Here is a 13,877-nt window from a genome sequence, read left to right as displayed (position 1 = left end):
AAGGTCAAGTTATTCATGAATAAGACTATCTCAGGAAAAAAAGCGGGTGATTCAAAGGCAAGAACTCCTTACGAAGCCCCGAGCGATTTAAGATCAATTGCGAATGCTCGAATTTTGTTGGCGCTTGGAGAAGGGGAGTTTGAAGGCGGGGTCGATGAAAAGAAAATATTCCTTGATGGAACTCCACTAGTTTCAGCCAACGGTACAAGTAATTTTCCTGGCGTTAAGTGGGACTTCCGTCCTGGCACTGTCGATCAAGAGTACATACAAGGATTCCCTGCAGTTGAATCGGAAACAATAGTTGGGGTTGAGTTAACCAGTGATGCGGCTTGGACTAAAGCTCTGACAGATAACCAGCTCTCAGCAGTTATTATCCGTTTTCACTGGCCAGCGCTGCAGGAGCAAAAAGATAATAACGACTTGGTTGGTTATTCAATCAGTTTTCGGATTGAAGTTTCTACCGATGGAGGAAGTTACGCTACAGTAAGCGAGCCCAGCGTTACCGGAAGAGCGGTTAACAGCTACGAAAGAAGTATTAGGGTTGATCTACCAGCAGGTGATAACTGGACAATAAGGGTTACTCGATTAACGCCAAACAAAAATAGCCTTCGTGTTGCAGACGCGATGTACATTGCAGCGATCACTGAAGTCATTGACCGCAAAATGCGCTACCCTAATACGGCATTGTTGGGCATTCAGTTTGACGCTAGTCAGTTTAGCAATATACCGACCATCAGCACTCTTGCTAAGATGCGTAAAATTCGTGTACCGGATAATTACGATCCAGAAACTCGCACTTATTCAGGTGTTTGGTCTGGTGGGTTTAAGATTGCTTACAGCAATAACCCTGCATGGGTTACGTATGACATCATTATTGAAAACCGCTTTTCAATCGGCGACAAAGTTGGTCCTCAGTTTGTCGATAAATATGAGTTATACAGAATTGCTCAATATTGTGATCAACTTGTTCCAAATGGCAAAGGCGGCACCGAACACCGCTACGAATGTAATATTTATATCGCAACAGCAGCTGAGGCTTGGCAGGTTCTTCGAGATATCGCGTCTATCTATCGCGGTATGATTTATTGGATGCAGAGCCAGATGACGGTTCGTGCTGATATGCCAAGAGACATGGATTACATCTTCACTAACGCTAACGTTATTGATGGTGCATTTACTTATTCAGGTAGCGATGAGCGAGTAAAATACACTCGGGCATTAGTGAGTTATGACAATCCTGATAATAGCTACGAGTCGGATGTTACGACGACTTACGACAACGCATTGCAACGCCGCTATGGTTATAATGTCGTAGAACTATCGGCATTTGGCTGTACTCGTGAATCAGAAGCTCAGCGGCGCGGAAAATGGGCCATCTACACCAACAATAACGATCGTGCTGTATCTTTCAAGACGGGGATGGAAGGTGAAATTCCCATGGTCGGTGATATCGTGGGGGTTGCGGACGATCTTATCTCTGGCGTAAAAATTGGCGGCAGAATTAGCGACGTTTCAGACGATGGATTAACGATCACGCTGGACAGAGATGTTACGGCAAACATTGGTGACCGGTTAGCTATTAACTTACCAACTGGCAAGGCTGAATCTCGTACAATTAATGCTGTTAATGGTCGTTCTGTAACAGTGTCACTTTCATACAGCGGTCATCCTATTAAGTTTTTACAGTGGACTCTGGAAAGTAATCAACTAACTTACCAGCTATTTCAAATTATTTCGGTAAATAAAGCAGATAGTGAAAGTATTGAATATGAGTTTGCTGGCATTGAATATAACCCGAGTAAATTTAATTTCATCGATACCGGTGCAAGGATTGAAGATCGGCCTATCAGTGCAATACCAGTAGGCGGTCAAGAGCCACCTGAACAGGTAACTATAGGACAGTCTGTTTATGTAGAGCAGACAATGGCTGTAACAACCATGTCAATTAAATGGTCAGCTGTTGAAAATGCCGTCTCTTATGAAGTTGAATGGAGAAAAGATTTTGGCGAGTGGATAAAGCTGCCAAGAACTGGGCAGCTTAGCGTTGATATAAAAGGGGTTTACACTGGTCAATATTTAGCACGAGTAAGAGCAATAAACTCTGCAGATGTTGCATCTATCCCCAAGTCATCGGCACTGACCGACATTGTCGGTAAAATAGGTGAGCCACCAGCTTTAGCTATTTTCACAACAACAAGTAAAGCTTTTTCAATCTATCTTTCTTGGGGGTTTAGTTCAGGTTCAGAAGATACGCTTCTCACTGAAATTGAATATGCAGATAACGCTCAAGGCACCAACGCTATCGCTTTAGGAAGTTATGCGTATCCAACTACCGATCATTTGATGATGGGGTTGTCGTCTGGTGTTGAATTTTGGTTTAGAGCCAGAATAAAAGACAGAACCGGCAACGTGGGCCCGTGGACAGATTGGACGTATGGAAAATCATCGACCGACGCTAACGAGCTTCTCAGTTATTTAGAAGGGCAAATCGGCTCAGGCGAACTTGCCCCCGGTCTCGTTGAAGAAATTCAAGAAGACGTTGCTAGCGGCATTGTTGGTGAGATTGGCGGCAAAATAGAAAGCAACTTGATAGGCTATCTGACGGGGGACGATGAAAGCGCGCCAGATGATGTCCTTTGGTATGCAGGTGACGACGGATCTCAAGACACGTTTGTTGGAACGAGAACCATAACATCAGCTTACAACAGCTTGGACTACTCCAAAGCGAAGCAGATATTTATACTAGCATCGAGAGTCGGCGATAACGAAGCTTATATAGCTAGAGTGGACGCAACATCAGTAACGAGAGATGAGGCTTTAGCTCAGTCTATTGTCGCGATCTCTACAACAGTTAACGATAACACGGCTAAGATACTTGAAGAACAAACCGCGCGTGCTGACGCTGACTCTGCATTGGCTCAGGATATAAGCGGTCTGACAGCCAAAGTCGATGGCAATGCAGCGGCGATATTGTCAGAACAAACGGCTAGAGCTAATGCGGACTCTGCATTGGCTCAGGATATAAGCGGTCTGACAGCCAAAGTCGATGGCAATGCAGCGGCGATATTGTCAGAACAAACGGCTAGAGCTAATGCGGACTCTGCATTGGCTCAGGATATCCAAACCCTTGCTGCTCAGATAGGCGAAGCGGAATCGGTCGTGCAGCAAACATCGGAAGCTTTGGCGGAGTTAGACGGCTCTGTAAAAGCGAACTGGCAAGTTAAAACTCAGGTTCGTGCAGATGGTAAAGTTGTGCAAGCAGGGGTTGGGCTCGGCGCGTCAATTGGTGCGGATGGTCAAGTTCGCTCTGAATTCTTGGTCATGGCCGATACAATCGGATTCTTAAACACAGTTAACGGCGAGATACACGCTCCATTTGTGTTCGACACTGTTAACGATACGGCGTTTTTGAATTCGGCGATTATTGGTAATGCATCAATCGGATCTGCAAAATTTACAGATTGGTTAGAGTCTGATGCAAAAAACCAAAATAACGAACCAATTCTTAGAATGAACTTTAGAAATGGTGACATAAAAATAAATTCATCGACAAGCAGCGGCGGTATGGATATTAGCAATGACAGAATTGACATATACGATGAAAGCGGACTGCTTAGGGTGAGACTTGGGAGGCTAATATGAGCTATGGTCTGTCTATCTATGATCTAGATAAATCCCTTAATATTTCTAGTGGATGGTTCCCTATGTCATACAAGGGGACAATGACATTCCAAGTTAAGTATTTGTCATCCCCAACAATCACTCAAGAGTTTGACATACCTGCTGGATGTCTTGTTTTCGTTCAGCCGGCTGGTCCAGCGGTAAGACATATCGCTTATACAGATTCGTTTGGAACCGTATTTAGCGGGTACGTGCTAAGAACAACAGTTTCAGGCAGTTTGGTATCAATATCTCAAGAGCTTTGGTACGGGTATTCAAGCTCGCCTCTGAATAATCAGTATGTGTCATTTAATATATATGCGTACTATCCAGTAACTTCTGCGTTAAACGATTATGGAATATTGTTAGCTGGAAGCGGTGTTTCTGTTGCGCTTTCAAACACGTCTCGGCTAAACGTAGTGAGATTTAAAACAGCGCTATCAACATCGAGCAAAGAGCTAACAGTGTCGACAGGAATCCCCGCATCCGAAACGGCTCCCAGTGTCTATATTAGCGACAGCGGATTCAACGCAATAGCCTGCTATCTTTTTCAGTCGCAAGGAGTTTGGCATGTAATGATAATGAGAGCGGGTGGTAGATATTATGTTGACTTTACATACACTGAAGAGAACCCAAGATCTGGAGAAGTAAAGGTAATAGCGTTCGGAGATCCGCCTCAGTCCGTTCCAGAATACGGCATGGCATTTTTTGGCGATGATGGAGGGGTAGCTTTCAGATCAGACTTCATACCGGAAATGCCGAGAGGGTATTTATCTCCACCTTCGCCAGTAGTTAACCCTCCTGGCAGTGCCGGATGGCACTCAATTGGTGACTCTAACGCTCAAATGATTCCAGACTTTTCAACAAAAAAGCCAATGATAAAAGCTAGGCTAATTGGTATATCAAAATTAAGTGGGTTGCCATTTCCGGTAAGTACTTGGCTAAAATCGAATGGATCGTTGACCTGCGGAGTTTTAAGGAAAGGGCAAGGCAGCTTACCTGTTGGCGGTTTTTTTGGTTATTGGGGCGAGAACTCTAATAACTCTCCAATAATGTACATCCATGAAGATGACTACTTCTAACCAAACCCGCTTCGGCGGGTTTTTTAATACCTGGAGTTTTTATGAAAACACCGAACCAAGAAATTACCGATGTGCTCATGGCGAACGCTGGCAACCGGCTAACGCCAGAGTTGATCGCGGGGCTGCAAGCGCGATTTCACTACATATTAGAAAAAGCACTTCCACCACAACCAGAGAGCGAGAAACAAGATGCCTGATTTGTCACTCTATAAAGTTGACCTAGACACGCCGCAGCCTGACGGGCCGAACGGAGAAAAAAGAAGAGGCGAAAGCCCACGCGCTGCGTTTACTAAGTACAACGAAGCTCTTGAAGAGATTGAGGGTGGGTTTGTTCCGGCGGAAGCGGGGAAAGGCTTATCTACTAACGACTATGACAACACAGCAAGGGCGTCAGTGGAAGGAATGGGAACTGCTGCTAGCAGGCATGTCGCGAACTTTAGCAATATAAACATCAATCATCTTGTCCCTGTGGGTTTTGCAGGATTGGGTACTAACCCAGTTTCTTTTAATAATTTCAATGATCCAACTCTTTATCCAGCGAGTAACACTGTTACATATATCAATATACAGCATGGTTCCTCATTTAACCCTGCCAACAAACCGCCCTCTGCTGCTAACTGGTGGTTTATGAAAGTACATGGAAGGCTAACAGGAGGTTCATATTGGAACTACTCAGTACTAGTAGAGGATATTAATGGGAACAAATTCACAAGGACGGTTAGTAGAGATACTTCAACTGACACGATAACCTTTGGTAGGTGGATTTTAATTTATTCTCAAACAAATTCAGTGAGTAATGTCTCTCAAGTAGAGGGAATCCCAACTGGGGGGTTGATGCAGTACGGTCAAACACCAAACGGTGTTTTTTTAAGGTTTGCAGCTAACGTACAGATTTGCTTAACGACAATTAATGTGACAACAACTGAACAGGAATCTAATGTCTACGGCTCGACAGCTGGCGTAATGCAAAAAGCCATTGGAATAAATCTGTCATATCCGGCCCCCTTTGCTTCTCCGCCAAAAGTCACGGCTAATGCCGTGGGAAATCGTGCGCGCAATGCTAGCGTCTGGGCGAGAACAGCCACAGCATATAATTACTCTGCATACTCAAATGGTGCTACCCAAGATTCTTTTTCAATCGATATAACAGCTATAGGACCATGGTATTAAAGTATGAAAATCAAATTAAACCCATGCCCAGTGTGGCACAACACAAAAGTATCCGTAAACGGCTTGGTAGTTACCATAGATGGGGTTGATTATGATTTATCTGAAATTCCTGACGGAGGCCAAGCAGAGGCGGAAGAAGGAAGCCCATTCATTGGTATTGTTACTCGTGATGAAGTGACGATTAACTACTGTTATGACTCAAGCAAAGCTGAACCTCAACAATCTACTGACTGGGTAGATTACACATTCGAAATTGAACAAGGAGAAGTTCCTTGCCCTATTCGCTGGCTACCTGAGCCACAAGAGGAGTCTTTAACTGAAGGTGATATCAATGACGTTTAAGAATATAAAAACAGCAGAAGATTTAGAACGCGAGAGAAATGAGTCGGAAGCTGCGCGAGTGCGTTCACTGCGAGATATGAAGCTTAGAGAGCTGGATAACTTCGTAATGAATCCACTTCGCTGGATGGAGTTATCGGATGAGAGCAAGCAGGTGCTTGCAGTGTATCGACGTGATTTGCTTGACGTGACAGATCAGGAGGGTTTTCCGTGGGGGATTGAGCTACCCACTGAGCCGGATTTGATGAATCGCTAAGTGATGTTTTGCCATAGTTTTACCATCATTTTACCACCTCAAATTTTTTATAAAATAAAACCAGCCTTAAGTGGCTGGTTTTATTGAGGTAATTTGGTCGGACTGAGAGGATTTGAACCTCCGACCCCCGACACCCCATGACGGTGCGCTACCAAGCTGCGCTACAGTCCGATGGGCGTAATGTACTGGCTTTTGATTACAGCGTCAAGTGTAAAAATGTTTAACGCCATGATTTAATTATCTTTTGCATAAAAACGCTGCAATTCGGTTAAACCTTGCATCAAAATGGGTAGCGTAGGATTCTCGTTAGTGAGTCTTTGATAATGTTCATCATAGAGCTTGAAGTTGCCAAATTTATCAATGACCGTCGTTTGTTGCTCAGAAATCAGCGCGAGCTCACGAGTATCTCCAGCTAGAATCCAGCGTCTTTTGCTTTCGTTAAACAAGTTTTTACCGCTGCTAAAATCGCTTGGGTTAGACGATACTCCGAGTAAATCTTGCAGTAAAGTGACGGAAAAATCTAAGTGGCTAGTACGGTGAGTAAACATAGCTGGTACCTTACCAGGCCAATAGATAACCATGGGCACCTGAAGTTGGTAGCGACTGAAATTGCTGTTAGCGCCCCAACTATTGCTTCTGGTTTCATTAAACTCAGTACCGTGGTTAGAGGTGATCACCACAATAGTATTATCAAGTAAAGCCAAGGTTGTCAGCTCATCAAACAAAGTCGCTAACTCAAGATCAGCTTGAGTGACCGAATGATGGTAGCTATGACGAAATCTATCCGTTGTAGTGGCTTGTTTATCGTGTGGGAGCAACTGATTAAATTTATCAACCGTAGTAAGTTCAATGAAGCTAAACCAAGGTGAATGAGTTTGTTGTACCCATTGAGACCAATGGCTAATCGTTTGTTGATCAACGCTTGGTGTCTCTGCAAACGGTATTTTCACTAACGGGAGTCCACGGAAAACGGATTCTTGAAACAGAGGCTCAGAGAAGTTATCGCTACTGAATAGACCAAATTGGTAGTTTTGATTTTTTAATACATCAATCAGTACTGGTAAAGTTCCTTGTACTTTAATGCTACCTGCATAACTGCTAGGTAATCCATAAAATAGCCCGAAAATACCATACATATCATTACTTGAACTGTAATGATTGCTAAAGGTTAATGCCTTTTCCGCAAACTGATGGGTGTTTGGCATCAGCGATTCATTCAGTACATCGGCACGTAAGTTATCAACGCTTACTACCAAGATATTGAGTTGATTAGGGCGACGACCAAATTCAATTTTTTCTAATGGGTAGCTGACCAAATCGACGTTGTACTGGCTTTCCTGTAGTCGTTTTAAATATTCGTCTCTATCTAATAGGCCATGCTTTTCCATAAATGACTTTGCTGTCATTGGATAAGAAAGAGGGAAATTTGATTTTTGACTGGTGACTGGTGAATAGAAATAAGCGTCCGACCAGACGTAAATTAAATGGCTAGCAATAAAACTGAAAAAAAAGACGGCAGCGATTGGGCGACCAATGCGTTTATGGGACAATTTACGTTGCTTACGCCAGACCCATTCAGAGAGTGCCAATTGTATGAGGAAGATCAGTGGTAATACGACAAAAAGATGTTGTAGATCGGCGCTAATCGTACTTTCATCGCTGAACATTAACTCCCAGACAACAGGTGTTAAGTGTAAATTGATTGTTTGATAAGTTTGGGTGTCGATTAATAATACGGTTAATCCCAAAGTGGCAAAGCAGACCGCAAAAAAACGAAATAGCCGCCGTGATGGGATTAAAAAAGTGAGCGGAAAAAGAATCAGTAGGTAGAGAGCAAACACCAGAAAACTGAAATGGCCGACCCAAGAGACGGTTAAATAGAGTTGCCCCAAAAAAGTATCTGGCCAAGGTGTTTGAGTGATGTAACGAGTACCAATCAGCATCGCTGCAATGATATTGAAGAAAGCAAACCAATGCCCCCAGCTCACTAGACGTGAGACTCGTTCACCATATGTATTTCCGCTATCTACCATGAATTTTTCTATTATCCGCTCGGTCAGTAAAATTATTTTTCTAGAGAAGAGATCAAGGCTTGAGCAAACTTCTCTGCGATCACTTTTCTTTGGGCCAATGCCACATTTTGGTTAAGCACGTTAGTCGCGATGTTACCAGCAATCATTAACGTAAGTTCCGAAGACGCATTATGTTTATCAAGCACGGCAGCGATTTCGGTTAGGATAGTTTCAACTTGTTCGTTACTGTATTTCGATGTAATAGGCATAAAGACTCTATAGATGATAGTAAAAGCGGCTTATGATAACCTACTATGCCTGACAACTGAAACCAGTACGATGATTATTTCACTATGAGTTTGCACCTTTCCAATGTCATTTTGCATCAATTATGCAAAAACGATAACGATGAGTTAATGGTTAATTACCGGACTCAATCGCTTGATAATGATACCTCAACCGAAAACTTAGTTTCTGAGCTACATCGCGTGTTTAATGCAAAAGCAGGAAAGGGCTTTGGCTCTTTTAAAGCGGACAGTGATGTACAACGCTGGTTACAGGCGTTGCGAAAAGGAGAACAAGATTTTTACACTTTCTCACAACAAAGCGCCGAGCGTCTTAAACAAGAGTTGATTAAGTATCCTTTTGCTGACGAAGGTATTTTGGTGTTGGCGGAATACCAATCTTTAGCGACTCACTATTTGTTTATTGGTTTATTACCACTCAATCAAAGCTTAAAAGTGACAGAGGGTTTAGACATCAGCGCTACCGATTACCTTGATATCAATAAAATGGATATTGCTGCGCGGGTCGACTTGTCGAGCTTTGAAACGGATAAATCTTCTAATCGCTATCTGTCTTATATTAAAGGGCGAGTTGGGCGTAAAGTGTCTGATTTTTTCTTGGATTTTTTACAAGCGGAAGTCGGACTTGATCCGAAACAGCAAAATCAAGTGTTGATGCAAGCCGTAGAAGATTTTTGTAGTGATGCCAAACTTGAAAAAGAAGAAGCGATTAACTACAAAAAACAGGTCTACGACTACTGTAATGACCAGATAAAATCCGGTGACGAAGTTCAAGTTAAAGAGTTATCAAGTGAGCTACCTGCCAGTCATGAAGGGACCAGCTTCTTGGAATTTACTCGTGAGCATGGTTACCAACTGGAAGAAAGCTTTCCTGGTGATCGCGCAACGGTACGCAAACTCACCAAGTATGTAGGGGCTGGTGGTGGATTGAACATCAGCTTTGATAGCTTGTTAATGGGGGAACGTGTCTTTTATGATCCGGAAACGGATACATTAACCATTAAAGGTACGCCACCAAATTTACGCGATCAGTTAACCCGAAAGGGTTAACCATCTGATGAGTATTGGTTTGCTTATGTATTGATAGAGTGAGCAGTCGATACCGCTAAAAACAAGGAGCACATAATGTGCTCCTTGTTTTTTTGGGGCATTAGTGACAGCAGCCTTAAACCGATTGATGTTGAACCACAACCTCTTCGTCAGTTAACACCTCATTCGCCGTCGCAGTTGGCTCACATTTGTCGACAAACCATCCCATATAAGAGGTAAAAATTGTGACAATAATGCAAACAAAGCTTAGCCACATGAATGGCGCATAAGATAAGGTTGCGACGCCTAAGATACTGGCCATATAGATACCATTATCACTCCAAGGCACCATTCCAGACGTTAGCGTGCCACCAAACTCGGCATTACGTGACAAATTTTTACGTTGATAGCCTAATCGGTCATAATTTTTGGCACAAATTTTTGGTGTCAGGATAAGTGAAACATACATCGCGGAACCAAATACGTTGCCCATAAAAGCCGTACCAATGGTACTGGTTGCTAATGAACCGCTATTGGTGACGCGGCGCTCAAATAATTTGGCAATCGTTTCGAGTACGCCGACTTTATCCAATAAGCCACCAAAGCCGAGACCAAAGATGATCACTGCAACGGATCCCAACATCGAAGACATACCGCCTCGGTTGAGAATTGAGTCAATAAAATCAACACCTGATGTGATACTAAATGGAGCCCAAGCAGTATTAAAGGCGGGTAAGAAATCGACTTCTTGGATCATGACTGCCCAGATAATACCTAACAATGAACCAAAGCTAATCACAGGAAACGAAGGCATACGCAAGGCGAGTAAACCAAGAACGATCAGCACAGGAATGAAAGAGTAAGGGGTTATATAAAACTGGGTTTCCATTGCGGTGATGACCGACTGCACTTGTGACATATCGACGTTACCAGCGTAATGAAAACCAAATAGAGTAAACATGATGCCAGTAATCACATAACTGATCAGAGCAATCGGTAGCATACCTTTAATGTGTTCCATCACTTCGACGTTCGACATCGAAGACGCTAGAATCACCGAGTCAGACAGTGGTGACATTTTATCGCCAAAATAACAGCCCGATAATACTGCGCCAGCGGTGACGGGAGCAGGAACGCCAAGGCCTTGGCCAATGCCCATCATCGCAATCCCAGCCGTGCCTGCCGCTCCCCAAGATGTTCCTGTAGCCAGTGCTGTTAAAGAACAGATCACCATCGTGGCAAGCAGGAAAATAGAAGGGTGAATGGCTTGTAGGCCATAGTAGATAATGGTTGGTACAATACCGCCAGCAATCCAAGTACCGACTAAAGCGCCGACGGCAAGCAGAATTAATACCGCTCCTAAACCGTTAGATATACCGGTTAACGCGGCTTTTTCCAGCTCTTTATACTGGTGTCCTAGGCGAACTCCTAATCCCATAATGATAAACCAGCCAATATAAAGTGCTAATTGAATGGGTAAATCAAGTTGAGCGGTAAAAGAAAATGCTAATAATAAAAACAGCCCCAGTGCCACAATAACTTGCAACAAACTGGGTAAGCGTGTGGGGGCTTGTGTCATGTTTAGAACCTCGAGTTCGATGATATTACCAAGGAGAGGTAAGCATCCTTATTATTTGGCTGCGACTTTACATGAAATGTTGTTACATATCGAACTTAAAGCGAGTTGTTGTGATTTGTATCAGTTAAAAACATTACTGTAGTGTTAAATGTTGTTTTTTGGAAACATTAATGAAATGAAACAGTTTGTAGCATGAAATTATTGTGTTGCAAGATCTGAGTGATTAAGTGAAGTTTTAATTAATAAACGCTAAAAAACGCCAAGTTAGACTTTTTCGGGGCTTGAACTTAAATCGACGATAAAGCACAGTAGATAACATGACATGCTATTACAGCCTTTGCAGGGCGATAGTTGATTTTTTATTTGAACACACGGAGAAGTAGTGCGATGAGAGTAGGTTTAGTCGGTTGGCGTGGTATGGTTGGCTCTGTATTAATGCAGCGCATGGTCGAAGAAAAAGACTTCGATGTCATTGAGCCAGTATTCTACAGTACGTCACAAATTGGCATTGCAGCCCCTAACTTGGGGAAAGACGCTGGAATGCTGCAAGATGCCTATGATATTGATAGTTTGAAGCAGTTAGATGCCATCATCACTTGTCAGGGCGGTGCCTATACGGAAAAGGTTTATCCTGCTTTACGCCAAGCGGGATGGAAAGGGTATTGGATTGATGCGGCCTCTACGTTACGAATGGATCCTGAAGCGATTATCACTCTTGACCCTGTCAATTTAGCGCAGATTCAGCAAGGCATTCATCAAGGAACGACGACGTTTGTTGGCGGCAACTGTACGGTTAGTTTGATGCTGATGGGATTGGGTGGCTTGTATGAAAAAGGCTTGGTTGAATGGACCAGTGCAATGACTTATCAGGCGGCGTCTGGGGCAGGAGCACAAAACATGCGTGAATTAATTTCACAAATGGGTGTGATTAACGATGCGGTTAGTTCGGAATTAGCCAATCCTTCAAGCTCGATTCTAGATATTGATCAAAAAGTAGCAGAAACTATGCGTTCGGCGTCGTTTCCCACCGATCAATTTGGTGTGCCTCTCGCAGGTTCATTAATTCCATGGATTGATGTCAAACGTGACAATGGACAAAGTAAAGAAGAGTGGAAAGCTGGCGTTGAAGCCAACAAAATTTTGGGCTTACAGAATACTCCGATCCCAATTGATGGTACTTGTGTTCGTATTGGTGCGATGCGTTGTCACTCACAAGCGCTGACGATTAAATTGAAACAAAATATCCCACTTGATGAAATTGAAGAGATTATTGCCTCTCATAACCAATGGGTTAAAGTTGTTCCTAATGAACGCGATATCACTGCACGTGATCTGAGTCCGGCGAAAGTCACTGGAACGTTATCGATCCCTGTTGGGCGTTTACGCAAAATGTCGATGGGGGATGATTTCCTGAATGCCTTTACGGTGGGTGATCAACTGTTATGGGGAGCGGCGGAGCCACTTCGTCGTACATTACGAATCATTCTGGCGGAGAAGCAATAAGCCAGCGTTAAGTCATCAAACCATACTTCGTCAAGCGAAAGCGCCTATGTGCTTTCGCTTTTTTATGTATTTTGATGGCTATTCAGTGAATTCAGTTAAGTCAAACCGGGGAATAAATTGCGCAAACCGTTAGCAATAAACTCTATACCGAGTGCGCCAAGAATCAGTCCCATGATCCGAGTAATCACGTTAATACCTGTTTGACCGAGTAAACGCACAATGTAAGGTGCGGAGCGAAATAGCAACCAAGAGCCGAGACTAAAAACGACAATAGTCAAAGCAATACCTACGGTATCAAACATACTTGGATAACGTGAGCTATAGACGATGGTTGAACTGATTGCTCCAGGTCCTGCCATTAAAGGCATCGCCAGCGGAACAACACCAATCTGTTCTCGGCTTATGTACTCTGATTTTTCTTGCTTGTTTTGCTTATCCTCACCCAGTTTTCCGCTCATCATTGAAAAAGCAATGCTCAGTAGCAGTAAGCCACCTGCCACTCTGAATGAATCCAGTGAGATACTGAACATATCGAGTAGAACTTGCCCTGCAAGTAAGGCAGTAATTAAGATCACAGCCACTGCAATATTGGCTGTGGCTGCAGTTTTGTTCTTTTCTTCCAACGTCATATGGCTGGTTAAAGACACAAAAATAGGCATGATGCCAACCGGGTTAACCGCGGCAACCAGTCCTAGAAAAAATTGCAGGAAAATGGCGAGTTCAAAATGCATGAAAACAGTCTCTGACGATGAGTAAAGTAGATAGGCGAGGATAATGTATGTTAATCGAAACAAAATCACGAATGAAAAAAACTAGTTCATGGCTCTGATCATGATTAAGAAAAACTAATCATGGGATCATTGTGATAATGCATTGTTGCAATTAATGCAGTCGAAATCGGTTTTTAATAGTGAATTGTTAACATCAACACAGTTTCTGTAA

Annotated in this window: 12 protein-coding genes and 1 tRNA gene; 8 read left to right on the top strand and 5 right to left on the bottom strand. The window is 43.2% G+C overall.

Annotated elements, in window-relative coordinates; translation table 11 throughout:
* Nucleotides 1-15 precede the first annotated feature (15 nt).
* Genes BSR11_RS07005 through BSR11_RS06985 form a run of 6 tightly spaced genes read left to right on the top strand, consistent with a single transcriptional unit; the run spans nucleotide 16 to nucleotide 6,507 of the window.
* Nucleotides 16-3,642 (top strand): TipJ family phage tail tip protein, encoded by a 3,627-nt coding sequence (locus tag BSR11_RS07005; RefSeq protein ID WP_072669721.1) that lies wholly within the window; start codon nucleotides 16-18, stop codon nucleotides 3,640-3,642.
* Nucleotides 3,639-4,742 (top strand): DUF6453 family protein, encoded by a 1,104-nt coding sequence (locus BSR11_RS07000; RefSeq protein WP_072669720.1) that lies wholly within the window; start codon nucleotides 3,639-3,641, stop codon nucleotides 4,740-4,742. The genes BSR11_RS07005 and BSR11_RS07000 overlap by 4 nt, the downstream gene beginning before the upstream one ends.
* Before the next feature lie 41 nt (nucleotides 4,743-4,783).
* On the top strand, nucleotides 4,784-4,939 hold the full coding sequence (locus BSR11_RS17280; RefSeq protein WP_167363650.1) for a hypothetical protein: 156 nt from the start codon (nucleotides 4,784-4,786) through the stop codon (nucleotides 4,937-4,939).
* Nucleotides 4,932-5,912 carry a hypothetical protein gene (locus BSR11_RS06995; RefSeq protein ID WP_072669719.1) on the top strand — a complete coding sequence of 327 codons (981 nt, stop codon included), beginning with the start codon at nucleotides 4,932-4,934 and terminating at the stop codon, nucleotides 5,910-5,912. The genes BSR11_RS17280 and BSR11_RS06995 overlap by 8 nt, the downstream gene beginning before the upstream one ends.
* Before the next feature lie 3 nt (nucleotides 5,913-5,915).
* The gene (locus BSR11_RS06990) at nucleotides 5,916-6,254 is read left to right on the top strand and encodes a hypothetical protein (protein ID WP_072669718.1); all 339 of its coding nucleotides are present in this window, start codon (nucleotides 5,916-5,918) and stop codon (nucleotides 6,252-6,254) included.
* Nucleotides 6,244-6,507: a phage tail assembly chaperone gene (locus BSR11_RS06985; protein ID WP_072669717.1), complete on the top strand. Its 264-nt coding sequence runs from the start codon at nucleotides 6,244-6,246 to the stop codon at nucleotides 6,505-6,507. The genes BSR11_RS06990 and BSR11_RS06985 overlap by 11 nt, the downstream gene beginning before the upstream one ends.
* A gap of 94 nt (nucleotides 6,508-6,601) precedes the next feature.
* Here the strand turns inward: BSR11_RS06985 and BSR11_RS06980 are convergent.
* The 3 genes from BSR11_RS06980 to BSR11_RS06970 form a co-directional block, all read right to left on the bottom strand.
* Nucleotides 6,602-6,678, bottom strand: a tRNA-Pro gene (locus tag BSR11_RS06980).
* Nucleotides 6,679-6,740: 62 nt separating this feature from the next.
* The gene (locus tag BSR11_RS06975) at nucleotides 6,741-8,540 is read right to left on the bottom strand and encodes a DUF3413 domain-containing protein (protein ID WP_072669716.1); all 1,800 of its coding nucleotides are present in this window, start codon (nucleotides 8,538-8,540) and stop codon (nucleotides 6,741-6,743) included.
* A gap of 32 nt (nucleotides 8,541-8,572) precedes the next feature.
* Nucleotides 8,573-8,788 carry a YejL family protein gene (locus tag BSR11_RS06970; RefSeq protein WP_072669715.1) on the bottom strand — a complete coding sequence of 72 codons (216 nt, stop codon included), beginning with the start codon at nucleotides 8,786-8,788 and terminating at the stop codon, nucleotides 8,573-8,575.
* 84 nt (nucleotides 8,789-8,872) lie between these two features.
* Here BSR11_RS06970 and yejK point away from each other — a divergent pair, with 84 nt between their 5' ends.
* Complete coding sequence (yejK, locus tag BSR11_RS06965) at nucleotides 8,873-9,874, top strand: nucleoid-associated protein YejK (protein ID WP_072669714.1); 1,002 nt, start codon at nucleotides 8,873-8,875, stop codon at nucleotides 9,872-9,874.
* Nucleotides 9,875-9,989: 115 nt separating this feature from the next.
* Here the strand turns inward: yejK and nhaC are convergent, their stop codons facing one another.
* Nucleotides 9,990-11,432, bottom strand: a complete 1,443-nt coding sequence (nhaC, locus tag BSR11_RS06960; RefSeq protein WP_072669713.1) for a Na+/H+ antiporter NhaC — start codon at nucleotides 11,430-11,432, stop codon at nucleotides 9,990-9,992.
* Between the two features lie 387 nt (nucleotides 11,433-11,819).
* Between nhaC and asd the strand changes: the two genes are divergently transcribed.
* Nucleotides 11,820-12,935, top strand: coding sequence for an aspartate-semialdehyde dehydrogenase (asd, locus tag BSR11_RS06955; RefSeq protein ID WP_072669712.1), 1,116 nt, complete (start codon nucleotides 11,820-11,822; stop codon nucleotides 12,933-12,935).
* Between the two features lie 95 nt (nucleotides 12,936-13,030).
* On the opposite strand, the gene BSR11_RS06950 is transcribed toward asd, so the two are convergent.
* Nucleotides 13,031-13,666 carry a YchE family NAAT transporter gene (locus BSR11_RS06950; protein ID WP_072669711.1) on the bottom strand — a complete coding sequence of 212 codons (636 nt, stop codon included), beginning with the start codon at nucleotides 13,664-13,666 and terminating at the stop codon, nucleotides 13,031-13,033.
* Nucleotides 13,667-13,877 lie beyond the last annotated feature (211 nt).

The organism is Vibrio injensis (assembly GCF_001895205.1).
GTDB classification, from domain to species: Bacteria; Pseudomonadota; Gammaproteobacteria; order Enterobacterales; family Vibrionaceae; genus Vibrio; species Vibrio injensis.
This window is presented reverse-complemented; position numbering and strand designations above follow the sequence as displayed.

Bases quoted from the DNA above. Each gene is read 5' to 3' on its own strand.
- yejK (WP_072669714.1), top strand. From the start codon at position 8,873: ATGAGTTTGCACCTTTCCAATGTCATTTTGCATCAATTATGCAAAAAC.
- BSR11_RS06990 (WP_072669718.1), top strand. From the start codon at position 5,916: ATGAAAATCAAATTAAACCCATGCCCAGTGTGGCACAACACAAAAGTA.
- BSR11_RS06970 (WP_072669715.1), bottom strand. From the start codon at position 8,788: ATGCCTATTACATCGAAATACAGTAACGAACAAGTTGAAACTATCCTA.
- BSR11_RS06995 (WP_072669719.1), top strand. From the start codon at position 4,932: ATGCCTGATTTGTCACTCTATAAAGTTGACCTAGACACGCCGCAGCCT.
- BSR11_RS07005 (WP_072669721.1), top strand. From the start codon at position 16: ATGAATAAGACTATCTCAGGAAAAAAAGCGGGTGATTCAAAGGCAAGA.
- asd (WP_072669712.1), top strand. From the start codon at position 11,820: ATGAGAGTAGGTTTAGTCGGTTGGCGTGGTATGGTTGGCTCTGTATTA.
- nhaC (WP_072669713.1), bottom strand. From the start codon at position 11,432: ATGACACAAGCCCCCACACGCTTACCCAGTTTGTTGCAAGTTATTGTG.
- BSR11_RS06975 (WP_072669716.1), bottom strand. From the start codon at position 8,540: ATGGTAGATAGCGGAAATACATATGGTGAACGAGTCTCACGTCTAGTG.
- BSR11_RS06950 (WP_072669711.1), bottom strand. From the start codon at position 13,666: ATGCATTTTGAACTCGCCATTTTCCTGCAATTTTTTCTAGGACTGGTT.
- BSR11_RS07000 (WP_072669720.1), top strand. From the start codon at position 3,639: ATGAGCTATGGTCTGTCTATCTATGATCTAGATAAATCCCTTAATATT.
- BSR11_RS17280 (WP_167363650.1), top strand. From the start codon at position 4,784: ATGAAAACACCGAACCAAGAAATTACCGATGTGCTCATGGCGAACGCT.
- BSR11_RS06985 (WP_072669717.1), top strand. From the start codon at position 6,244: ATGACGTTTAAGAATATAAAAACAGCAGAAGATTTAGAACGCGAGAGA.